Origin of the sequence: Terrabacter sp. 2TAF16 (genome assembly GCF_052115065.1) — a bacterium.
Lineage (GTDB): Bacteria > Actinomycetota > Actinomycetes > Actinomycetales > Dermatophilaceae > Terrabacter.
The window spans coordinates 225,689-246,663 of record NZ_JBFRFZ010000006.1; the positions used below are offsets into that span (position 1 = coordinate 225,689).

Sequence of the window (20,975 nt, forward strand, 5' to 3'; positions counted from 1 at the left end):
CCGGGCGGGGCCGTCGCTAGTTGCGCACCTGACGCACCGGCACCGACAGGGCCCGCACGGGTGCGTCACTGAGCGAGGCCACCGAGAAGAACGGCACTCCCCCGTCGACCCCTGCCACGGAGACGGCGCCTCGCAGTGTCCCCTTCGTCGGCACGACCCACACGCTCTTCGCGTCCTTGGCGTCGACGGCCACGGTCGAGTCGGCCGGCACGTCGACGGTGGACACCTGGGCGCTGTCGCCGGAGCCGAGCCGCACCTGAGCCGTCGCGGGAGCCGAACCTGCTGTCAGGAGAAGGCGTTTCGTGGTGCCGTCGAGTCCGGGCAGCAGGACTCCGGCGACTCCCCGGAGAGCCGGGGTCGCGGGCGTCCAGGCGAAGTCGCCCATCTGGTCGCCGGTCGTCGCCCGGCGCTCGGTCCAGGCCGCAGCCACGAGCGGGTGGTCGGACCGGACACCGACACCCATGGCAGCCGGGTTGGACGGCATCGCCACGTCGAGCGTCGAGCCCGCCGGCACGCGCACGGCCCGGAGGTCCTCCGGCTGCACCGCCCCCTTGTCGGTGAGCAGTCGCACCTGGGCCAGGGCCTCGGTGCTTCCGGGGTTGGCCAGGCGCAGCGAGATGCCGCCACCGGTCTCGACACCGGGCACGACGAGGTCGGTGCTCGGCGACGCGGCGCGGGTCGCGTCGTCGATGCCACGGCCGGTCGCACCGAGGATCCACTGCTCGTCGAGCACGGCCGACACGACGCCACCGGTGGCGGTGACGTGGACGACCGGACCGGCCTCGTCGGGCGCGAGGGCGTCGAGCGAGACGACCTCCCGCGAGAGAGGCGGGATGGAGATGCTGCGCGCGCCGGCCGCGTCGACGGGCCCCCCTCGCCCCAGGACCTCTAGGGAGACGGACACGGCGTTGGCTCCGGGGTTGCTGACGATGACGCGCTCGGTGCGCGAGGGGCCTCCACCGCCACCGACGAGCCAGACGTCGGACGACGGCAGCTGGCAGGGGGTCACGGCCAGGCCGCGGTCGTCGTCACCGCCGTGGCGCCACACCTGGGTGGCCACGAGCCCGGGGGCGAAGGCGCCCCGCGCCCTCGCGATGACGACGTCGGGGGCGGCGGTGCCGGCCGAGACCTCCGCTCCCCGGTCTGAGCTCTGGGCGAGCCCGGTGGACGACGAGCCGCCGAGCAGGGCGACGGTGCCGGAGCCGCCCGCCGGTGCGCCGGCGACGACACCCTGGTCGGGAGTGGCCGCCGCGACGGTGACGGTGCCCTCGACGTCCCTCAGCCCCGTGGCTCCGAGTCGCTGCTGGCCCGGGCACACGAGGGAGGACTCGTCGAGCAGGACGGTGGAGGACTCGGGCAGGCCGGCCTGCCCGCCCGGGGTCGCGAGCTGCACGGAGCCGCTCACCCGGGTCGCTCCGACCGCGAGTCCGGCGGCGACGAGCGCCACGGCGCCCGCCCGGACCATTCCGGACACGTTCGTCATGTGCGCCTCCTCGAGCGTCGGTTGCCGAAGGGCACGGCCATGAACACCACGAAGCCGAGCAGCAGACCCTGGCCGAGGCGCCACCACGGCTGTGCTGCAGCGAGATCGATCTCGAGCTCCCCGGCGGTGGGTGGCACGGCATACGTGGGCTGGGCGGCCCCGGCCACCGGTACGAGCTCTCGGCCGTCGAAGGTCACGAGCGCCTGCTGCGACCACTCGGCGGGCTCGGCCAGGACGACGAAGCGTGCGGCCTTCCCGGCCGGAAGCATCGTGTCGACCGCGGCGTGCGGTCCCGACGTGGGCACGACCCGCAGCAGCGCTCCATCGGCGTCGACGAGGCGGGCCCGGGACGGAGCGGTCGCAGCGACCCCGCCGTCGGCGGCGGGGAGCGGCTGCACCTTCCAGAGGATGCCGCGCTCACTCGTGCCGAGACGGCTCAGACCCTCGGAGGAGTCGAGGCGGCGGGCGAGCGCGGAGTCGGCCGTCGCCCGCACCTGCACGAAGCCGACGCCGAGGCGGGCCAGGGCGGTGGAGTCGAGGGAGTCGGCCCCGCGGCCGCCCACGAGGTTGGCCACGGCGTCGACGAGCGGCGCGTCATCGGCGTCGGGGGTGCGGTCGAGGTCACGCAGCAGCTCGCCCGGCTCCTGACCGGCGAGGACGAAGTCCACGACGTCGTCGGACGGACGCAGGAGCAGCAGGCGGTTGCCGAGCGGGCCGCTGCCCTGCTCGATCGCGACGGCGGGGAGGGTGGCCTGCCCCACCGAGAGCGTGTGGCCGATCCCTTGGACGCCCCAGGAGGCGGCGCCGGCCAGGACCGGGACGACGGCGAGCGCCGCGGCGGCGACGGCTGCGGCGAACCCCCAGCGACGACCCGGACGGGCCAGCGACTCGAGCACGGGCCTGCTGCCCGCCAGCACCCCGACGAGCAGGCCGGCCAGCCAGAGCTGCACGCCGACGCCCGCCCAGAGGTGTGCCGTGGCGGACTGCCCGACCCCGGTCTCGGCCGAGCCGAGGACGACCCGCCCGGACACGAGGGCGGCGGCGAGCCCGAGCAGCGCGAGCACCCCACCGACGAGCAGACCGACGGACTCGGCGCGGCTGCGTCCCCGCGTCGCCAGCCCGAGGACCCCGAGCAGGACGAGCGGCGCACCGAGCCACACGGCCCAGCTGGTCGCCCCGGGCTCGCCGAGGACGTGCGCAAGCACCCCCGACGGGCCGCGGTCGTCGACGGTCGTGACGAGGCCGGGACCGGAGAGGAGCAGCCGTGCGTCCTCGACGAACTGGGCCACCCACGGTCCGAGGAGCGCGGTGGGCACGACGAGCAGGACGAGAGCGCGGGCCCGGCGCAGGCCCGGGCCGAGGACCAGGAGCAGCAGGGCCGCGACGACCGAGAGCGCGAGCAGCGGCGGCGCGAAGGCCCCGACCACCGCCGTCGCGAGCGCCGTCGCGAAGGAGGCGGTGAAGGTGCCGTCGCGGCGGGCCGCGAGGCAGAAGCCGGCGAGGACGAAGGGCAGCAGGACGTGGACGACGGCCACGCCGACCCGACCCTGCGCGATGCCGGTCGCGGCGACGCCGGCCGTGCCCCAGGCCAGGGCACCCAGCGCCCGGGCGACCCGCGAGGAGGTGACGACGCGTCCGGCGAGATAGGCCGACCACGTCGCGAGCACCGGCGTGAGGAAGAGCAGCCAGGCGATGGTCACCCCGGCGCTCGACCGGCTCTCGGCGACGCCGGGGACCCGCTCGGCGAGCCAGGTGAGGGCGGAGAGCACGGCGAGATGGGGGCCGGACTCGGCGCCGGTGCCGAGTCCGGCGCCGTGCCAGGCGTCGCGGAACGCGTGCCACAGGCCAGAGGCGTCGGTCGACACGGGTCGCAGCTCGCCGCCGGCCACGCCGGCGTTCGTGGGTGAGAGCGCCCCGGCCCGGATGGCGTCGCGCCAGGCGGCCGTCGTCGCGACGAGCACGGCGAGGACGGCGAGGAACCCGGGGTGCGAGACGATGCGACGCGGCAGCGATGCCGGCAGGTGGTCGAGCGACTCGGAGTCGTCGGCGACGGGGCCGGTCTCGGTGGTGACGGCCGCCTCGCGCCGCGCGCGGGTGCGCTCGGGGGTGATGGCGTCCTGGATGTGGTCGATGGTGGTGCGAGCGGCCACGGCCGGTGCGACGAAGAGCGTGCCGAGGTGGTCCCGGCGCAACCGCTTGGTCCGGCGTCCACGCCAGCGGGCGCCGAGGGTCGCGAACGGGTGGAGCAGCGCGCTGACGTCGGTCAGCTCGCGCCACGCCTGCCTCGGGCGCTTGGCCACGAGCAGGGTCACGGACGACACGAGGGCGGACAGCGCCATCCAGACGGCGAGGAACGGTGCGGCCAGCGGCGAGCAGCGGGCCAGCGTGACCTGTCGGGCGGCCCGGCGCCCGCGGCGTTCGAGCTCACGAGGGCTGGGGACACCCGGTCGCTCACCGTCGATGCCGGCGGACGCGTCCCGCACGACCGCACCCGGCACGACGATGACGCGGTGGCCGGCGAGCTGCGCCCGCCAGCCGAGGTCGAGGTCGGCTCCGTGCTCGACGAACGCGGGGTCGAAGCCACCGATGTCGTCGTAGGCGGAGCGTCGCACGAGCATGCCGCTCGTGCTCACCGCGAGGACGTCCGCGCGGTGGTCGTACTGGCCCTGGTCGGCCTCCCCGCGGGCGGGCGAGGCCAGGCGGCGGCCCGTGCGGGTGATCTGGATGCCCATCTCGACGAGGCGTCGCGGGTCGTCCCAGGCGACGATCTTGGGCCCGGCCACCCCGACGGACTTCGAGCGGAGCCCGGCCTGGAGCAGCTGGGCGAGCGCGTTGGCACGCGGCACGGTGTCGTCGTGGAGCACCCAGACCCAGCTCGTGGACGCGTCGGCGCCGACGGGGAGCGACGCGACACCGGCGTCGATGGCGCGACCGATCGGTACGCGGCCGTCGAGACGCACGATCTCGACGGAGGGGATCGCCCGACGCACGCCGGAGTGGGCGCGCGCGATGGCGTTCGACGTGTCGCTGCTCGCGACGTCGACGATGACGAGCCGCGCTGGCGGCAGTGTCTGGGCGGCCAGGCCGTCGAGACACTGCGCCAGCCACGCAGCTCCGTTGTGCACGACGACGATCGCGTCGACCGTTCCGTTCGGTCGATGCCCGGTGGAGGGAGGGGCGGACAACGACACGGACGACGCACTCCCCGCGCCAGCGGGGGTGCTCAGGTCTTCGGCGAGCTCGTCGGGCACAGCGGCTACCTGCACCCGGACACCAGCGAGGTGCCGGGCTGGAACCTCACGATCAGACCGCGCGCTTCTTCAGCTTGCGGCGCTCTCGCTCGGACAGTCCGCCCCAGATGCCGAATCTCTCGTCATTGGACAGGGCGTACTCGAGGCACTCGGATCGCACCTCGCATCCCACGCAGACCTTCTTGGCCTCGCGGGTGGAGCCGCCCTTCTCAGGGAAGAACGCCTCCGGGTCGGTCTGGGCGCAGAGCGAGCGCTCCTGCCAGGAGAGCTCACCCTCCTGCTCGCCCGTGTCCGACCAAACAACCATCAACTCGTGCATGACCCCTCCTCGACCCTGACTGCACTTTGTGTCAGCACTGTCGCACCGAGCGGCACCGTTCTCCGGAGGTTCCGGACAAATGCGTCCAAGATTCCCAGCGATCCAACCCCGACCGAATACAACAATGAAATTACATGCGTGTCATATGCCCTACGTCAAGCCCGTTGGTGATATTCGCAGGTTCGACATGTCCGGGCCGACCCCGCACGACGGGACGGGAGCAGACTGCTGAGAGGATCGGCGCATGCGCATCACCGCCCTGGCCGGAGGAGTCGGCGGCGCCCGGTTCCTCCGGGGCCTGCTCCACCACGCCCGACAGACCTACCCACTGGTCGCCGATCCCGACCGCCCCGATCCGCTCGAGCTGACGGTCATCGGCAACACCGGCGACGACATCACGCTCTTCGGCCTGCGGGTGTGCCCCGACATCGACACGCTGCTCTACACCCTGGGCGGAGGCATCCACGAGGGGCAGGGCTGGGGGCGCGCCGACGAGTCGCACCACCTCGCCGAGGAGCTCGCCGCGCTCGGCGCCGAGCCACAGTGGTTCACCTTGGGAGACAAGGACTTCGGCACCCACGTCTACCGCTCACAGCTGCTCGGCCAGGGTATGCCGCTGAGCGGCGTCGTCAAGCGGCTCTCGGCCCGCTGGGGGCTCGGTGAGCTCGGCGTACGCCTCCTGCCGATGACCGACACCCCCGTCGAGACGCACGTCGTCGTCGAGCAGGACGGCGAGCAGCGGGCCATCCACTTCCAGGAGTGGTGGGTGCGCCACCGCGCAGAGCTCGCTGCCGACCGGTTCGTCGTGGCCGGCCTCGACCGAGCCACGCCGGCTCCCGGCGTGCTCGACGCGATCCGCGAGGCCGACGTCGTCATCCTGCCGCCGAGCAACCCCGTCGTCTCGATCGGCATCATCCTCGGCGTCCCGGGTGTGCGTGACGCGCTGCGCGGCACCCGCGCGCCGGTCGTCGGGGTCTCCCCCCTCGTCGGGGGGCGTCCGGTGCGGGGCCACGCCGACGTGTGCCTGCGCACGATCGGGGTCGAGGAGTCGAGCGCCGGCGTCGCCGGGCTCTACGCCGACTTCCTCGACGGCTGGCTCGTCGACGAGGACGACCCCATGCCGGCACGCCGCGGTCTCGAGGTCCTGCGCCGCCCGCTGCTCATGAGCTCGGTCGAGGCAGCCGCCGACATGGCCGGGGCGGCCCTCGACCTCGGTCTGCGGCTGCGCACGGAGCGAGCCCGGGCGTGACCGCGCCGATCACGATCACCCCGCTCACCGGCATACCCGAGGTGCGCGAGGGGGACGACCTCGCCGATGTGCTCCAGGTCGGTCTCGACCACGCGGGCGTCCGGCTCGCCGACGGCGACGTCGTCGTCGTCTCGAGCAAGATCGCGAGCAAGGCCCTCGGTCTCGTGACGCACGATCCCGACAAGGACCGCGTCGTGCACGGCGAGACCGAGTACGTCGTCGCCGAGCGTTCGGTGGGCGACCGCGTCACGCGGATCGTCCGCGCCAAGGCCGGACCCATCATGGCGGCGGCGGGTGTCGACGGCTCCAACACAGGGGCACGTGGCGGGTGGCTGCTGCTCCCCCACGACCCCGACGGCATCTGTCAGCAGGTCCATGACGCCCTCGTCGCGCGGCACGGCGTCCGGGTCGGGGTGGTCCTGAGCGACACCGCCGGACGTGCCTGGCGCGTCGGACAGGTCGACTTCGCCCTCGGCGCCCACGGGCTGCGCGTCCTCGACGACCTGCGCGGGGGCACCGACGCCGACGGCAAGCCGCTCGAGGTGACGACCCGCGCGGTCGCCGACGAGATCGCCGCCGCGGCAGACCTCGCGAAGGGCAAGGTGTCCGCCGTGCCCGCCGCCGTGCTGCGGGGGGTGCCGGGGATCCTCGTCGACGAGCCCCTCGAGTCCCACCCCCGTGGACGCGACCTCGTGCGCACCGGCCCGGGCGACTGGTTCGGCTACGGACGCGTCGAGGCCGTGCGGGCAGCCCTGGGCATCGAGCCGGGCAGCCCGGAGGCCGTTGCCGTAGGCATCGCCCCCGCCGGCACCGCCACCCGCCTCGACGCGGTGTCCCGGGCGGTTCGCGCTGCGCTTCACGGCGTCGAGTCGGGCACCGCCGACGTGGGCCGCCTCTCGGTCACCCTCGGCGCCGACAGCCCCTACGAGCTCGGACAGCTCGTCGCCCGGCTGCGGGCCGCGCTGTGGTGCGAGTGGCTGGTCGGCGATGCCGGCTCGCCGTCGGCGGACGGCCTGTCGGCGGTCGTGCACGTCTCGGGCGCGCACGGGTCCTGACCGCCGGGGGCAGGGCGGGACGAGCCCGCGGACGTCACCCGACGGTGAAGACGACCTTGCCGAAGACGTCGCCGTCGACCATCCGTGCGAAGCCGTCACGGGCCCGGGCGAGTGGCAGGACCGAGTCGACGACCGGCTCGATGCGTGCCTGCTCGACGAGGCGGGCCAGCTGCCCGAGCTCCTCGCGGGTGCCCATCGTCGAGCCGACGACGCGCAGCTGCTTGAAGAAGATCTTCGTCAGCTCGGCCTTCGCCGGGGCGTCGCCGGACGTCGCCCCGGAGATGACGATCGTCCCGCCGGGGCGGAGCGAGTTGACCGAGTGCGACCACGTCGCGGCGCCGACGGTCTCCATGACGGCGTCGACGCGGTCGGGCAGCCGCTCGCCCGAGCCGAAGACGCGGTCGGCGCCGATCTCGAGGGCCCGCTGACCCCGGGCCTCGTCGCGGGAGGTGGCCCACATCCGGTAGCCGGCGGCCGAGCCGAGCTGGATGAGCGCCGTGGCGACACCGCCACCGGCGCCCTGGACGAGCACCGTGCCGCCCGGCCGCACGCCGGAGTTGGTGAAGAGCATGCGGTATGCCGTGAGCCACGCCGTCGAGAGACAGGCAGCCGTCTCCCACGACATCGACGCCGGCTTCGGCACGACGTTGCCCTCGGGGACGAGGACCTTCTCGGCGAGGGTGCCGTCGTGCAGCTCTGACAGGAGGGTGCGTCGCGGGTCGAGGGTCTCGTCGCCGCGCCAGCCCTCCGAGGGGACGACGGCGTGGACGATGACCTCGTTTCCGTCGGCGTCGACCCCGGCGCCGTCGCAGCCGAGGACCATCGGCAGCCGGTCCGCCGCGAGGCCGACGCCACGCAGCGACCACACGTCGTGGTGGTTGAGCGCGGCGGCGCGCAGGTCGACGACGGTCCAGCCCGGCCGGGCCTCCGGATCGGGGCGGTCCCCGACGACGAGACCGGAGAGCGGGTCGGAGGCGGACTGACCGGCGGCGTAGGCAGCGAGCATTCCAGCACCATAGTGACCGGAGGCCGAACGGCGCCCCGGTAGGGTCCTGCCCGTGACCGACAACACCCCCGTGCGCCACGATCCCGCGCAGACGACGACGGCGACCCGGGACCGTGTCGAGTCGAGCGCCACCACGACCGGCCAGGCCTCCCGGGCCGGCGGTCGCGGCGCCGGTCAGCAGACCCACGGCGTCGACGCGCAGTCGGTCGCTCTCGTCGCCGTCTTCACGGCGCTCCTCGTCGCGGCCGCCGTCGTGCCCGGCATCCCCGTGGGCGGGTTCGGGGTGCCGATCACGCTGCAGACCCTCGCCGTCGTGCTCACCGGGCTCGTGCTCGGGCCCCTCCGCGGCGGACTCGCCGTGGCGCTCTACCTGCTGCTCGGCTTCGTCGGGCTGCCGGTCTTCAGCCGGGGTCAGTCCGGCCTGCAGGTGCTGAGCGGACCGACGGCCGGCTACCTCGTGTCGTTCCTCGTCGCGGCGCTCGTCGTGGGCGTCGCCGCCCGCGTGGTCGTCCGCCGCACCAACCGGTCGCTCTGGGTGCCAGTGCTCCTGCTCGCCTCCTTCGCGACGACCGTCGCGGTCGTCCACGCGCTCGGGGTCGTCGGGCTCATGGTCAACCTCCGGCTGCCGCTGTCGGCCGCGATCAGCGCGGACCTGCCCTTCCTCCCGGGCGACCTCGTCAAGGACGTCGTCGCGGTCGTCGCCGCCGTCGCCGTGCACCGCGCCTTCCCGGACGTCCTCGTGCGCCCGCGGCGCCCCCGCGCGTGACCCGTCCGTGACGGAGGTCCGCCTCGAGGCCGCGACGGTGACCGTGCCCGTCGACGGTTCGCCCGGGCAGCGGACGCGCACCATCCTCGGGCCCGTCGACCTCGTCCTGGCCGAGTCGCGGGTGACGGTCATCGGCGCCAACGGGTCGGGCAAGTCGACGTTGCTGCGCCTCCTCAACGGCCTCGTCACCCCGACGTCGGGCACCGTCACCGTCGACGCCCTCGACACGGTGCGTCACGGGGCCCGCGTGCGCCGGCGCGTCGCGTTCGCCTTCACCGACCCGATCTCCCAGCTCGTCATGCCCACGGGGCGCGAGGACGTCGAGCTCTCCCTGCGGCGGCTGCACCGGTCGCGCACCGACCGCCGGGCCGCCGCCGAGCGGGTGCTCGAGCGCTTCGGACTGGCCCACCTCGCCGACCAGAGCGTCTACGACCTGTCCGGGGGTGAGCGTCAGCTCATGGCCCTCGCCGTCGTCCTCGCCACCGAACCGGGTCTGCTCGTCCTCGACGAGCCGACGACGCTCCTCGACCGACGCAACACCCTCCGGTTGCGCTCCCTGCTCGACTCGCTCCCCCAGTCCGTCGTCCTCGCGACCCATGACCTCGACCTCGCCCTCCACGCCGACCGGACCCTCGTCGTCGACGAGGGGCGCATCGTCTTCGACGGTGAGCCGGGGACGGCCGTGGAGCGCTACCTCGCACTGTCCGACGCGCCGTGAACGGTCCCGGCCTCTTCACGGCGCACGTCCCCGGCACCTCGGTGGTCCATCGAATGCCTTTGTGGCTCAAGCTCGTCGGCGTCCTCGTCGTCGGGGCGACGCCGTGGTTCGCGCAGTCGGTGTGGCCGCTCGCCGTCACGACCGTCGTCCTGGCCGGGGTCGTGCTGGCAGCGCGCCTGCCGTCCCGCCGCCTCGTGCGGTCGATGCGTGGCCTCCTCCCCGTCCTCGTCGTCCTGCTGGCCTTCCAGTGGTGGTCGCACGACCTCGCGTATGCCGTCCGCGTCGTCCTCGGCATCGTCAACGCGTTCGTCGCGGCGGGCATCCTCACGGCGACGACCCCGGTCACCGACCTGCTCGACGGCGTGGTGCGGGCGGCCCGCCCGCTGCGCCGCGTCGTCGACCCCGAGGTCGTGGCCCTCACCCTCGGCGTCGTCGTGCGCTCGGTGCCCTGGGTGGCCGGGTCGTTCTCCAGCGTGCGCGAGTCGGCCCGCGCCCGAGGCCTCGACCGCGACCCACGGGCCGTCGTCGTGCCGACGGTCGTGCACGTCGTCGCCTTCGCACGCTCGACGGGGGAGGCCCTCGCGGCCAGAGGACTCACCGACCCGGCCGACGACGACGCTCCCGGCCCGTCCGGGCCGGGAGCGTCGTCACGGTCGGCCGGCTAGCGCACTCCCCCGAGGACCCGGCCCGAGACGGCCTCGGCCACGGCCGGCGCCACGCGCTCGTCGAACACGCTGGGCACGATCCGGTCTGCCGTCGGCGCGTCGACGAGCCCGGCGATGGCGTGCGCTGCCGCCAGCTTCATCTCCTCGGTGATCCGGCGGGCCCCGGAGTCGAGCGCACCGCGGAAGATGCCCGGGAAGGCGAGGACGTTGTTGATCTGGTTCGGGAAGTCGGAGCGGCCGGTCGCGACCACCTCGGCGAAGCGGGCGGCGACGAGCGGGTGCACCTCGGGGTCGGGGTTGGCGAGCGCGAAGATGATCGCGCGCGGTGCCATCCGCAGGAGGTCGCGCTCGGCGACCGTGCCCCCGGAGACGCCGATGAGGACGTCGGCCCCGGAGAGCGCGTCGCCGATGGCGCCGGTCACCCCGTGCCGGTTGGTCACCTCCCGGAGCTCGCGCTTGTGGGTGGCCAGGTCGTCACGGTCGGGACCGAGCACGCCACGGGAGTCGACGACGACCACGTCGCCCACGCCGGCCGACACGAGGATCCGGCTCACGGCGACACCGGCGGCACCGGCGCCGGAGACGACGACCGTGAGGTCGGCGAGGTCCTTGTCGACGACCCTGACCGCGTTGAGCAGGGCGGCCAGGGCCACGATCGCCGTGCCGTGCTGGTCGTCGTGGAAGACCGGGATGTCGAGACGGTCCTGGAGCCGGCGCTCGATCTCGAAGCACCGCGGCGCCGAGATGTCCTCGAGGTTGATGCCGCCGTACGTCGGTGCGATCCGCGCCACCGCGTCGACGATCTCGTCGACGCTGCCGGTCTCCATGCACACGGGGACGGCGTCGACGTCGGCGAAGTGCTTGAAGAGCACCGCTTTGCCCTCCATCACGGGCATGGCGGCCAGCGGTCCGACGTCGCCGAGCCCGAGGACGGCGGTGCCGTCGCTGACGACGGCGACGGTGTTGCGTCGGCTCGTGTAGACGGCGGCCAGCGTCGGGTCGGCCGCGATGGCGAGAGAGACCTGGGCGACCCCCGGCGTGTAGAGGAGGGAGAGGTCGGCAGCATCGCGCAGCTCCGACGTGGCGTGTACCCCGAGCTTCCCGCCCACGTGGGCCCGGAAGACCGGGTCGCTGGGGTCGAAGAGCTGGCTGGTGGGCAACGCACTCATGCTGGAACACCTCGTTCGCATGGAGACGAAGAGGGCAGGCGCCCTCACTGGTGGACAGTGCCGGGGGTCTGGCCTGCAGGTTTCGTTCTCGCGACGGGGGTTGCCCGAAGTCGCCATCATGGCACGGCGACACGGACCGACCCAAGGGCCTCCGGCGCGGTGTGACCCCTGTCTCAGGCGTGGGCCGAGGAGCCGAGGGACTTCAGGAGGGCGTCGACGACGCGCGGGTCGTACTCGTAGCCGAGGCCGAGGTAGATGCGTTCGATGGCCGCCTCGCGCGCCCGAGCGCTGCGGGCGCCGGCCGTGAGGTCCTCGTAGGCGTTGACGACCTTGACGATGCGGCTCGTCAGGGGGATCTCCTCGCCGAGCTCGCGCACCTGGCGGTAGGGCGTCGTCTGGTGCTCGAGGATCCGCGCGACCCCCTCGAAGACGCCGGTCTCTCGGACGATGGCGACGGTGTCGGCCTCGATGCGCCGCTGGTCGGCCGGCGCCGCGAGGACGGTGGCGCCACCGGGGATCGGCTCGACGAGAGCCACCTGTCCGATGTCGTGGAGCAGCGCGGCGTACTCGAGGTCGAGCAGCTCGCGCTCCGACAGGCCCAGCTCGCGGCCGACCTGGACCGACAGGGCCGCCACGCGCTCGGAGTGCCCGGACGGGGTGTAGCCCGCGGCGTCGGTGAGTCGCGAGAGCGTCCGGATGCTCTGGAGGTAGGTGGCGCGGATGCTGACGTAGCGCCGGAACGCGAAGAGCGTCAGGACGAGCGGGATGAGGAAGAGTGGCAGTGCCACGATGCCGAGGGGCGGGGCGGCGAGCGCGATCAGGACGCCGGTGACCGCGACCGCGATCGACAGCGCGAACGACGAGCGGAACTCCTCGATGAACGTCCGACGCACGTTCGCGCCGGCCGACAGCCCACGGAGCAGGGAGGTGAACAGGGCATCCGTGACGAGGGCCAGCAGGCAGATCCCGAGCAGCAGCGCGGCACGCTGCTCAGGCGTGCCGAGCGTCTGGCGGGCCGGTGACCCCGGCGCCTGTCCGAGCACCGCGACACGGAAGACGAGCGTGGCGACGACGATGGCGACGAACCGTCCGGCCGTGTCGACGAGGCTCGTGTCTCGACGCGCCGCGACGCGCACCGTGGTCCCGAGCGCCATGGCCGTAGCCGTCACCGCGAGGGCGAAGGGCGCGCCGTACGGCAGGTGGACCTTGCCTGGCAGGTCGGTCGTCAGGGCGAGTCCGAAGGCGGCCGCCAGCGCGATGGGGGCCGCTCCCCTGAAGCCCGGCGCCGAGATGTGGAACCACTCGCCGAGCACGATCATGACGGCGAAGGCGACGACGACCCAGATCGTCGCGGAGTCGTGCAGCGCGGGCACGTCGCCGCTCTGGACCGCGACGACGACGGTCACGAGCAGCCCCAGGACGCCGAAGATCCCGGCCAGGGGCTCCCGCCTCAGGGCGCCCTTCACGAGGCCACCGGCGCCGGCGAGCCGGCCGGCCAGCCGTGCTTGTCCAGCGCGATGACGGCGGCCGCGACGACGTCCGGGTCGAAGCGACCGGGGTCGCCACGCAGTCGCCTCGCAACCTCGGCGATCGAGACGACCGGGGCGGCACCGGGTTCCCGGATGACGTCGTCGATCGCGGTCGTGACGGCGACGATGCGCGCGGCGATGGGGATGTCCTGGCCCGCGCGTCCGTCGGGTCGGCCGGTCCCGTCGAAGCGCTCGTGCTGGTGGCGGATGCCGGACCGGGCGTCCTCGAGGAAATCGATGCCCTCGATCATCCGGGCGCCGACGACGCAGTGGCCGTCGATGACCCGCCGCTCGGTGGGGCTCAGCGAGGCCGGGGACCGGCGCAGCAACCGGGTGGCCACCCCCAGGTGGCCGATCTCGTGGAGCGTCGCGGCATACCGCACCGTGCCGATCTGGCCCGGTGTCAGGCCGAGCTCCTCGGCGATCCACTCGGCGAGCACGGCGGCGCGCCGGCTCCGGTCCACGGCGGCGGGCTCCTTGGTGCCGAGCGCGGTGACCAGCGTGTCGATGGTCCGCTCGTGCGAGCGGAGCTCCTCGCCGTACTGGATGAAGGCCCAGCGGGCGGCGAGCAGCGGGGCGAGCACGAGGAGGGCGCTGAAGGCGCCCAGCCCCGCGGGGTACCAGAGGATGACGAAGAGCAGCCCGATGATGCCGTAGCCCACGAAGGCGACTCCGGACCCGCTGAGCACGCGTCGCACCTGGACGCCGAAGGGGATGCCCTGGTCGAAGTGGATGACACCGGACAGAAGGGCAGCGTTGAGGAGGCACGCCACGACGTCGGCGGCGAACAACGGCCACCCGAGGTCCCGGGCGAGCGCGACGGTGCTCAGACCGACCGTCCCGCTCCCCTCGACGCCACCGAGCATGGCGTAGACCATCGCTCCGGCCGCGCCGACGAACCCGCTCATGGCGGCGTTGAACATCGTTGCAGTCCATCTGCGCTGTCGCCGGTCGATGAGCATCGAGACGCTGCCCACGAGCCAGGCCCCGAACGCGCCCACGATCGCGGCGGAGGCCAGCAGGATGATCGAGAGGAAGGAGAAGCTGATGCGCAGACCGACGTCGGGCTCGCGGATCTGGAAGCTGAGGATGCCCATCAGGCAGAGAAGCAGCAGGGGCCCCAGTTCGGGCCGCGGCAGGAACATCCAGGACGCCACTCCGGTCGCGACGGAAGTCGCGACGACGAGGGCAAGGTAGGCGGGCAACCACTGCGATCGACTGCTCGCGATGGGGACCGTGCTCACATCGTTCACGGTAGTGCGAAACGGCGCCACGGACGCACTGCGTCCGTGACGCCGTTCACCGGTTCTTCGGCTCAGCCGCCCCATCCCCAGATGCTGCTGAGCGAGATGAGCGCGCGCGTGGCGTAGTCGTTGGACGCAAGTGCCGACAGGAGGGCAGCGAACATGTGGGGGCTCCTTCATAAGTGGATGTTCCGGATGCGTGCGCCATGGAGGGGCGTTGCTGCGGCAGCACAGAACAACAGAGGTTTCCCTCGATGCTCAGGATGCCTTGCGCGCGCGGGCGCACGGAAGCAGATCCGGCGTATCCATGCCGGATCTATACGAAGATTTTAAGGTTTGCAGGGCATCCCTGCGACCAAATTGGCCACTCGCGCAGGATGTGGAAGAATCAGGTCTTCGTGTCCCGCACCGGGGCCCGAGACCACTGTACGACCCATTAGGAGCCGACGATGAGCAAGCGCGCCCGCAAGCGCCGCTCCCGCAAGGGCAACGCCGCCAACCACGGCCGCAAGCCCAACGCCTGAGCCGCAGACGTCAGAGGCCCGCACCCGAGCAGCTCGGGGCGGGCCTTCGTCGTCTCCGTGGGACCCGACGTGACGTCGTGGGCCGCTGATCAGCCGCGGTCGACCTGGATCATGGTCATCGAGATGCGCGACATGATGGTCAGGCGCAGCGCCTCCGGCGCCTGCTCGCACTCGCACGAACGCTTGATGAGGGACTTGAGGGTCGTGTCGAGGTCGTACTCCTTGAGGCACGGCCCGCACTCGTCGAGGTGCGCCTGGATCTTGGCGCACTCGTCGGGGCCCAGCTCGCCGTCGAGGTACTCGTAGACCCTCAGCAACGCCTCGGAGCAGTCGGTGCGCGTCATCGCGCTGTCCGACGCACCCTGTCCACCCGTCGTGTGGTCGTTCATGACCGGCTTCCTTCCGTGCCAGCAGCGATCCCCGCACCCATCGCGGCACCCTCGGAGGTGCCGGCCGCAGCGAAACCGCGGTCGGCGGCATACTCCGAGAGGAGCTCGCGCAGCTGACGGCGGCCGCGGTGCAGGCGGCTCATGACGGTGCCGATGGGGGTGTCCATGATCTCGGCGATCTCCTTGTAGGCGTAGCCCTCGACGTCGGCGAAGTAGACCGCGAGGCGGAACTCCTCGGGGATCGCCTGCAGGGCGCGCTTGACGTCGCTGTCGGGGAGGTGGTCGAGCGCCTCGGCCTCGGCGGACCGGAGGCCGACCGACGTGTGCGACTCGGCCCGCGCCAGCTGGTAGTCCTCGATCTCGGCCGAGTCGGACTCGAGGGGCTGGCGCTGCTTCTTGCGGTAGCTGTTGATGTACGTGTTGGTGAGGATGCGGTACATCCACGCCTTGAGGTTCGTGCCCGGCTTGTACTGGTGGAACGCGGCGTACGCCTTGGCGAACGTCTCCTGCACGAGGTCCTCGGCGTCGCTCGGGTTGCGCGTCGTGCGCAGAGCAGCGCTGTAGAGCTGGTCGAGCAGGGGCATCGCCTCGCGCTCGAAGCGCGCTCGACGATCGTGCTCGCTCTCGCTCGCGACGTCGACGGTCGCGTCGGCGCGCGCGAGGTCGTCGGGGTCGGCGGACGGTGCAGTCGCCGACCCGCGGGTCGTCGCGCTCGTGTCGGTGCTCGGGTCCGTCAGCCGCAGGGCAGCGCTCGGATCGGTCTTCTTGTCCTTTGCCATCGCCTCCCAGCCTAGACCGGTGGGCTGCGTCAGCAGACCGTGCTCGGTCGGCACGGTCGCGACGCTCTCGGGCTCACGGGTGGGGCAGGTGACCATGCTCCGTGCAACGACACCTAGCCGGGCAGCATTCCCGCGATCGTGCCAAGGGCCTCGGTGAGGGCGCTGCGCGAGCCCTTCGGGAAGCTGTGCGCGCCGGGGACCTCGACGAGCGTCGTGCCCACCGGCAGGTGCGCGCGCACCTCGTCGGGCGTGCCGAACGTGTCGTGGGTGCCCTGAACCACCCATGACGGCTCTGGCGCGAGCGCGAGCTCGTGGGCGCGCAGCTTCTCCGGCTGACCCGGCAGGTGGAGGGGGAAGCTGAGCAGGAGGCCGGCATCGGCCTCGAGCGGTCCGGCCGTGCGGCACGCCACGCGCGCGCCCGCACTGCGGCCGCCGACGACGAGGGGGCGCGGCAGGCGGCCCCGGCCGGTCATGAGCGCCTCGACGATCGGCACCCAGGCGACGTCGAGCGTGGGCGGGCGACCGGCCACCTTGCGACCGGCCACGAGCCACGGCTGCTCGACGAGCACGACCGCCCAGCCCGCGCCGACGAGCACCTCGCGGGCGATCGCGAGGTCGATCGCTCCGAGCCCTCCCCCGGCGCCGTGGCCGAGGACGACGGTGCCGCGTGGGCGTGCGGGTCGCTGGATGTGGGCGCGTCCGGGCCCGCCGGGCGTCTCGATCTCGCGAACCGCCTCACGGGCCGGTGCGCTCACGCGCCGACCACCTCACCGGTCATCGGGTCTACGACACCCTCGAGCTCGGACTCGGGGACGGGCTCGACGAGGGCGGGACCGTTGTTGCGCGTCGCACCCACCGCACGGCTGACCGGGTGCGCCTCGAAGCGTCCGGGCGCGGCGAACTCGAGGACGCCCTGGACGTAGCCCGGGTCCTTCTCGTCGGGATCGAGCCAGTGCTCCCACTGGGCGGGCTCGAGGACGAGGGGCTGGCGGTCGTGGATGCGGTCCATGCCGGGGTCGGCGGCGGTCGTGATGATCGTGAAGGTCGTCAACCACGCCGCCGGGTCGCCCTCGGGCAGCTCGCGGTCGCGCCAGAACTCGTAGAGCCCGGCGAAGGCGACGGGGCCGCCGTCGGCGCGGTGGATGAAGAAGGGCTGCTTGCGCGGCTTGCCCTTGGCGTCGACCGCGGTCGGCGAGACCTGCCACTCGTACCACCCGTCGGCCGGCACGAGGCAGCGGCGCGAGAGGGCGGCCTTGGCGAAGGCACCCTTGCCGAGCACCGACTCCGCGCGCGCGTTGGTCATGCGCAGACCCGTCGAGACGTCCTTGGACCACGCCGGCACCAGACCCCACGTGAGCATCCGGAGCTGCCGGGCGGGGACGGCCTCCTCGTCTGCGCCGTCGGTGCCTCCGGTGCCGCGCGGCCTCCGGGTCAGGACGACCGGCGCCTGCTTGGACGGGGCCATGTTCCAGTCGGGCTCGCCGGCCGGCGGGCTCTGGGGGTTCTTGAGCACGCTGCGCGCGGGCTCGTCGGTGTGGTCCTCGTCGACGTCGAAGGCCTCGATGAGCTCGTCGGGCCGCGCGCTCGCGGCATACCTCCCGCACATGCGCCACAGCGTATGCCGGGTGGCCGACGACATGGATCGTGACGGCATACCCGTCCGTCACGACCGCGACGACCCCGAGGGCCGGCGTGGGCGGCACGTCCTGCGCCCCGGGTATGTCGATACCGTAGGTGCCCACAGGTCCACGATGGTCACGACGCGTTCGAACGGGTCGCGGCCAGAGGAGGAAAACGCATGATCGTCCGTCGTCTCGCCCGCCCGCTGCTCGCATCCGTCTTCGTCGCCGCCGGCGTGGAGGCGCTCCGCCACCCGGCTGCGCGCACCGGCCAGGCCGCCCACCTGCTCCAGAAGGTGCCGGGCCAGGTGCCGGGGGCCGAGGTCGCCGCGAAGGACCCCGACCTCTTCGTCCGGGTCAACGGCGCCGCCCTGCTCGGCGGGGGGCTCCTGCTCGCCACCGGTCGGATGCCGCGGCTCGCCTCGACGGTGCTCGCCGCCTCGGTCGTGCCGACGACGGCGATCGAGCACGCCTTCTGGGAGGAGACCGACCCCACCCGCAAGGCGCAGAGCCGCAGCCTCTTCCTCAAGAACGTCGGTCTGCTCGGCGGCCTGCTCCTCGCCGCCGTCGACACCGAGGGCAAGCCGGGCCTGGCCTGGCGCGCCCAGCACGCCACGAAGACGACGCGCCGCGAGGCCCGTCACGCCCAGCGGGCCGCCAAGCGTGAGGCGCGCCTGCTCGCCCATCGAGCCCAGGACGTCGTGAGCTGAGTTGAGTCCCGCTGATCCATCGCCCCACCCCATGCCCGTGAGGGACGGCGCCACCGACGGCGCCACTCTGACCGAGGAGCCCGACTGGGCGGCGCCGCTCGCGCCCGGACCGCTCGATGCCACGGTCGTCCTGCCGGGCAGCAAGTCCCTGACCAACCGCTACCTCGTGCTCGCCGCACTGGCCAGCGACCGTTCACGGCTGCGGGCGCCCCTGCGCTCGCGTGACACGCTCCTCATGGCCGACGCGCTGCGCGCCCTGGGCGTACGCATCGACGACGTCCAGCCGGAAGGTGAGTCCGGCAGCGGTGGGGTCGGTGCGGTCGACAGCGTGCTCGACTGGGTGGTGACGCCGCCCGAGACGCTGAGCGGTGACGTGACGGTCGACTGCGGCCTGGCGGGCACCGTGATGCGCTTCCTGCCCGCCGTGGCGGCGCTCGCCGACGGACCGGTCCGGCTCGACGGCGACCCCCAGGCGCGGGTGCGCCCGATGGGGCCGGTCACCGATGCGCTGCGCGCGCTCGGGGTCGAGGTCGACGACCACGAGGGGCACCTGCCGGTCACGGTCCACGGGCGCGGACGGGTGCCGGGCGGGTCGGTGACGATGGACGCGTCGGCCTCGTCGCAGTTCATCTCGGCGTTGCTCCTCGCCGGGGCACGCTACGACGAGGGCGTCACGGTGCACCACGACGGCAAGCCGGTGCCCAGCGAGCCGCACATTCTCATGACGGTCGAGACGCTGCGCGACGCGGGCGCGATCGTCGACGACAGCGAGCCCGACACCTGGCGTGTCGAGCCTTCGGAGATCAACGCCCTCGACGTGTCGGTCGAGCCGGACCTGTCCAACGCCGGGCCCTTCGTCGCGGCGGCGCTCGTCGTCGGCGGGACGGTGCGGGTGCCCGGATGGCCCCAGCACACGACCCAGGCCGGCGACCTCCTCCGCGAGATCCTCGACACCATGGGCGCCGACGTGCGCCTCGACCGCTCGGGACTCACGGTCGTCGGCAGCGGTGAGCTCGTCGGCATCGACATCGACCTGCACGACGCCGCGGAGCTGACCCCGACGGTGGCTGCACTCGCGGCGCTCGCGTCGACGCCGACGTGGATCCGGGGCGTGGCCCACATCCGCGGCCACGAGACCGACCGTCTCGCGGCCCTCACGGCAGAGCTCGGTCGGGTCGGGTCGCACGTCACCGAGACCGACGACGGGCTGCGCATCTCGCCGGCACCCTTGCACGGTGGCCGGTTCCGCACCTACCACGACCATCGCATGGCCACCGCAGGCGCGATCATCGGACTGCGCGTGCCCGGCGTGCACGTCGAGGACATCGACACGACCCGCAAGACGCTGCCCGACTTCGTCGGGCTGTGGCAGGGCATGCTCGACGGCTCACGCCCGGTGGTGCTCACTCGATGAGCTGGCGGGACCTCGACGAGGGAGACATCCGGGTCCGCCCCAGTCGCAAGGGGTCCCGGCCCCGCACGAAGGAGCGGCCCGCCCACGCGGACGCCGTCGTCGCCATGGTCATCGGCGTCGACCGTGGCCGCTACACGTGCCTCATCCCCATGGGTTCGCTCGGCAAGAAGGAGCCCGAGCGCGTCGTCACGGCCATGAAGGCCCGTGAGATCGGCCGCACGAGGGTCGTCGTCGGTGACGACGTCGCGCTCGTCGGCGACCTGGCAGGCGGTCCGGACGCGCTCGCCCGCATCGTGCGCATCGAGGAGCGTCGGTCGGTGCTGCGACGCACGGCCGACGACACGGACCCCTACGAGCGGATCATCGTGGCCAACGCCGACCAGCTCGTCATCGTGACGGCCCTGGCCGACCCCGAGCCGCGGCCGCGCATGGTCGACCGCTGCCTCGTCGCGGCCTACGACGCGGACCTCGAGCCGCTGCTGGCGCTGACGAAGGCCGATCTCGTCGACCCGAGCGACTTCCTCGCGCACTACACGCCGCTCGAGGTCGAGCACGTCGTGACGTCGTGGAAGGACGGCGACTTCTCCGGCCTCGAGGACCTCCGCGCCAGGCTCTCCGGCAAGGTCTCCGTCCTCGTCGGGCACTCCGGCGTCGGCAAGAGCACTCTCGTCAACGGCCTCGTCCCCGGCGCCCTGCGCGCCACCGGCGTCGTCAACGACACGACCGGCCGCGGGCGCCACACCTCGACGAACGCCGTGGCACTGCGGCTGCACGGTGCCGACGGCTCCGACGACGGCTGGGTCATCGACACGCCGGGCATCCGGTCGTTCGGACTCGCCCACATCGACGTCGACCACATCATCGACCACTTCCCCGACCTCGCCGAGGGCACCGACAACTGCCCCCGCGGCTGCACGCACGACGAGGAGGAGTGCGCGCTCGACGCCTGGGTGGCCGACGGTCACGCCGGACCGGCCGGCGCGTCACGTCTCGAGTCGCTGCGTCGCCTGCTCAGCAGCCGGAGCACGACCGAGGAGCACTGAGCCGCAGCGACCTTCGTCGTCGGGCTCATCGCCCCTGCTCGGA

Annotated in this window: 20 protein-coding genes; 9 read left to right on the forward strand and 11 right to left on the reverse strand. The window is 73.1% G+C overall.

Annotated features, from left to right (window positions below):
* Positions 1–16: 16 nt before the first annotated feature.
* From AB4Z14_RS09850 to AB4Z14_RS09860, 3 genes are all read right to left on the reverse strand, one after another.
* Positions 17–1,483, reverse strand: coding sequence for a DUF5719 family protein (locus tag AB4Z14_RS09850; protein WP_442275042.1), 1,467 nt, complete (start codon positions 1,481–1,483; stop codon positions 17–19).
* Positions 1,480–4,608 (reverse strand): glycosyltransferase family 2 protein, encoded by a 3,129-nt coding sequence (locus tag AB4Z14_RS09855; RefSeq protein ID WP_442275043.1) that lies wholly within the window; start codon positions 4,606–4,608, stop codon positions 1,480–1,482. Before AB4Z14_RS09855 ends, AB4Z14_RS09850 begins: the two co-directional genes overlap by 4 nt.
* Positions 4,609–4,786: 178 nt before the next feature.
* Positions 4,787–5,053: a WhiB family transcriptional regulator gene (locus tag AB4Z14_RS09860; protein WP_020143018.1), complete on the reverse strand. Its 267-nt coding sequence runs from the start codon at positions 5,051–5,053 to the stop codon at positions 4,787–4,789.
* A gap of 244 nt (positions 5,054–5,297) precedes the next feature.
* Here AB4Z14_RS09860 and cofD point away from each other — a divergent pair, with 244 nt between their 5' ends.
* Both cofD and AB4Z14_RS09870 read left to right on the forward strand, forming a co-directional pair.
* Positions 5,298–6,302, forward strand: a complete 1,005-nt coding sequence (gene cofD, locus AB4Z14_RS09865; protein WP_442275044.1) for a 2-phospho-L-lactate transferase — start codon at positions 5,298–5,300, stop codon at positions 6,300–6,302.
* Entirely contained in the window at positions 6,299–7,357 is a 1,059-nt protein-coding gene (locus AB4Z14_RS09870) for a coenzyme F420-0:L-glutamate ligase (protein ID WP_442275045.1), read from the forward strand. Before cofD ends, AB4Z14_RS09870 begins: the two co-directional genes overlap by 4 nt.
* A 34-nt stretch (positions 7,358–7,391) precedes the next feature.
* Here AB4Z14_RS09870 and AB4Z14_RS09875 read toward each other — a convergent pair whose 3' ends face one another.
* Positions 7,392–8,363 (reverse strand): zinc-binding dehydrogenase, encoded by a 972-nt coding sequence (locus AB4Z14_RS09875; protein ID WP_442275046.1) that lies wholly within the window; start codon positions 8,361–8,363, stop codon positions 7,392–7,394.
* Between the two features lie 52 nt (positions 8,364–8,415).
* Here AB4Z14_RS09875 and AB4Z14_RS09880 point away from each other — a divergent pair, with 52 nt between their 5' ends.
* The 3 genes from AB4Z14_RS09880 to AB4Z14_RS09890 are packed head-to-tail and all read left to right on the forward strand — an operon-like array spanning position 8,416 to position 10,512.
* Positions 8,416–9,129 carry a biotin transporter BioY gene (locus AB4Z14_RS09880; RefSeq protein ID WP_442275047.1) on the forward strand — a complete coding sequence of 238 codons (714 nt, stop codon included), beginning with the start codon at positions 8,416–8,418 and terminating at the stop codon, positions 9,127–9,129.
* A 7-nt stretch (positions 9,130–9,136) separates the two neighbouring features.
* Positions 9,137–9,847 (forward strand): energy-coupling factor ABC transporter ATP-binding protein, encoded by a 711-nt coding sequence (locus tag AB4Z14_RS09885; protein ID WP_442275048.1) that lies wholly within the window; start codon positions 9,137–9,139, stop codon positions 9,845–9,847.
* Entirely contained in the window at positions 9,844–10,512 is a 669-nt protein-coding gene (locus AB4Z14_RS09890; RefSeq protein ID WP_442275049.1) for an energy-coupling factor transporter transmembrane component T family protein, read from the forward strand. The genes AB4Z14_RS09885 and AB4Z14_RS09890 overlap by 4 nt, the downstream gene beginning before the upstream one ends.
* Here the strand turns inward: AB4Z14_RS09890 and AB4Z14_RS09895 are convergent.
* The 3 genes from AB4Z14_RS09895 to AB4Z14_RS09905 all read right to left on the reverse strand — a co-directional run bounded on the left by AB4Z14_RS09895 (position 10,509) and on the right by AB4Z14_RS09905 (position 14,454).
* Positions 10,509–11,681, reverse strand: coding sequence for an NAD(P)-dependent malic enzyme (locus AB4Z14_RS09895; protein WP_442275050.1), 1,173 nt, complete (start codon positions 11,679–11,681; stop codon positions 10,509–10,511). The genes AB4Z14_RS09890 and AB4Z14_RS09895 overlap by 4 nt on opposite strands.
* 173 nt (positions 11,682–11,854) lie before the next feature.
* Positions 11,855–13,147, reverse strand: a complete 1,293-nt coding sequence (locus tag AB4Z14_RS09900; RefSeq protein WP_442275051.1) for an HD-GYP domain-containing protein — start codon at positions 13,145–13,147, stop codon at positions 11,855–11,857.
* Positions 13,144–14,454, reverse strand: a complete 1,311-nt coding sequence (locus AB4Z14_RS09905) for an HD-GYP domain-containing protein (RefSeq protein ID WP_442275052.1) — start codon at positions 14,452–14,454, stop codon at positions 13,144–13,146. Before AB4Z14_RS09905 ends, AB4Z14_RS09900 begins: the two co-directional genes overlap by 4 nt.
* A gap of 449 nt (positions 14,455–14,903) precedes the next feature.
* Between AB4Z14_RS09905 and AB4Z14_RS09910 the strand changes: the two genes are divergently transcribed.
* Positions 14,904–14,978 carry a 50S ribosomal protein bL37 gene (locus tag AB4Z14_RS09910; protein ID WP_369791897.1) on the forward strand — a complete coding sequence of 25 codons (75 nt, stop codon included), beginning with the start codon at positions 14,904–14,906 and terminating at the stop codon, positions 14,976–14,978.
* A gap of 89 nt (positions 14,979–15,067) precedes the next feature.
* Here the strand turns inward: AB4Z14_RS09910 and rsrA are convergent, their stop codons facing one another.
* From rsrA to AB4Z14_RS09930, 4 genes are read right to left on the reverse strand one after another with little or no spacing between them, the layout of a single operon-like run.
* The gene (gene rsrA, locus AB4Z14_RS09915; RefSeq protein WP_056770661.1) at positions 15,068–15,367 is read right to left on the reverse strand and encodes a mycothiol system anti-sigma-R factor; all 300 of its coding nucleotides are present in this window, start codon (positions 15,365–15,367) and stop codon (positions 15,068–15,070) included.
* Positions 15,364–16,242 (reverse strand): sigma-70 family RNA polymerase sigma factor, encoded by an 879-nt coding sequence (locus AB4Z14_RS09920; protein WP_442275053.1) that lies wholly within the window; start codon positions 16,240–16,242, stop codon positions 15,364–15,366. Before AB4Z14_RS09920 ends, rsrA begins: the two co-directional genes overlap by 4 nt.
* A gap of 17 nt (positions 16,243–16,259) precedes the next feature.
* A complete protein-coding gene (locus AB4Z14_RS09925; protein WP_442275054.1) occupies positions 16,260–16,901 on the reverse strand; it encodes an alpha/beta hydrolase family protein in 642 nt (213 codons plus the stop codon).
* Complete coding sequence (locus AB4Z14_RS09930) at positions 16,898–17,752, reverse strand: SOS response-associated peptidase (protein WP_442275377.1); 855 nt, start codon at positions 17,750–17,752, stop codon at positions 16,898–16,900. Before AB4Z14_RS09930 ends, AB4Z14_RS09925 begins: the two co-directional genes overlap by 4 nt.
* A gap of 192 nt (positions 17,753–17,944) precedes the next feature.
* Between AB4Z14_RS09930 and AB4Z14_RS09935 the strand changes: the two genes are divergently transcribed.
* From AB4Z14_RS09935 to rsgA, 3 genes are read left to right on the forward strand one after another with little or no spacing between them, the layout of a single operon-like run.
* Entirely contained in the window at positions 17,945–18,475 is a 531-nt protein-coding gene (locus tag AB4Z14_RS09935; protein ID WP_442275055.1) for a DoxX family membrane protein, read from the forward strand.
* 31 nt (positions 18,476–18,506) lie between these two features.
* Complete coding sequence (aroA, locus tag AB4Z14_RS09940) at positions 18,507–19,889, forward strand: 3-phosphoshikimate 1-carboxyvinyltransferase (protein ID WP_442275056.1); 1,383 nt, start codon at positions 18,507–18,509, stop codon at positions 19,887–19,889.
* The gene (gene rsgA / locus AB4Z14_RS09945) at positions 19,886–20,932 is read left to right on the forward strand and encodes a ribosome small subunit-dependent GTPase A (protein ID WP_442275057.1); all 1,047 of its coding nucleotides are present in this window, start codon (positions 19,886–19,888) and stop codon (positions 20,930–20,932) included. The genes aroA and rsgA overlap by 4 nt, the downstream gene beginning before the upstream one ends.
* The last annotated feature ends 43 nt before the right edge of the window (positions 20,933–20,975 follow it).

Excerpts from the sequence above, each read along its gene's own strand:
- AB4Z14_RS09850 (WP_442275042.1), bottom strand. The coding sequence starts at position 1,483 with ATGACGAACGTGTCCGGAATGGTCCGGGCGGGCGCCGTGGCGCTCGTC.
- AB4Z14_RS09860 (WP_020143018.1), bottom strand. The coding sequence starts at position 5,053 with ATGCACGAGTTGATGGTTGTTTGGTCGGACACGGGCGAGCAGGAGGGT.
- cofD (WP_442275044.1), top strand. The coding sequence starts at position 5,298 with ATGCGCATCACCGCCCTGGCCGGAGGAGTCGGCGGCGCCCGGTTCCTC.
- AB4Z14_RS09875 (WP_442275046.1), bottom strand. The coding sequence starts at position 8,363 with ATGCTCGCTGCCTACGCCGCCGGTCAGTCCGCCTCCGACCCGCTCTCC.
- AB4Z14_RS09895 (WP_442275050.1), bottom strand. The coding sequence starts at position 11,681 with ATGAGTGCGTTGCCCACCAGCCAGCTCTTCGACCCCAGCGACCCGGTC.
- rsrA (WP_056770661.1), bottom strand. The coding sequence starts at position 15,367 with ATGAACGACCACACGACGGGTGGACAGGGTGCGTCGGACAGCGCGATG.
- AB4Z14_RS09920 (WP_442275053.1), bottom strand. The coding sequence starts at position 16,242 with ATGGTCACCTGCCCCACCCGTGAGCCCGAGAGCGTCGCGACCGTGCCG.
- AB4Z14_RS09930 (WP_442275377.1), bottom strand. The coding sequence starts at position 17,752 with ATGTGCGGGAGGTATGCCGCGAGCGCGCGGCCCGACGAGCTCATCGAG.
- AB4Z14_RS09935 (WP_442275055.1), top strand. The coding sequence starts at position 17,945 with ATGATCGTCCGTCGTCTCGCCCGCCCGCTGCTCGCATCCGTCTTCGTC.
- aroA (WP_442275056.1), top strand. The coding sequence starts at position 18,507 with ATGCCCGTGAGGGACGGCGCCACCGACGGCGCCACTCTGACCGAGGAG.
- rsgA (WP_442275057.1), top strand. The coding sequence starts at position 19,886 with ATGAGCTGGCGGGACCTCGACGAGGGAGACATCCGGGTCCGCCCCAGT.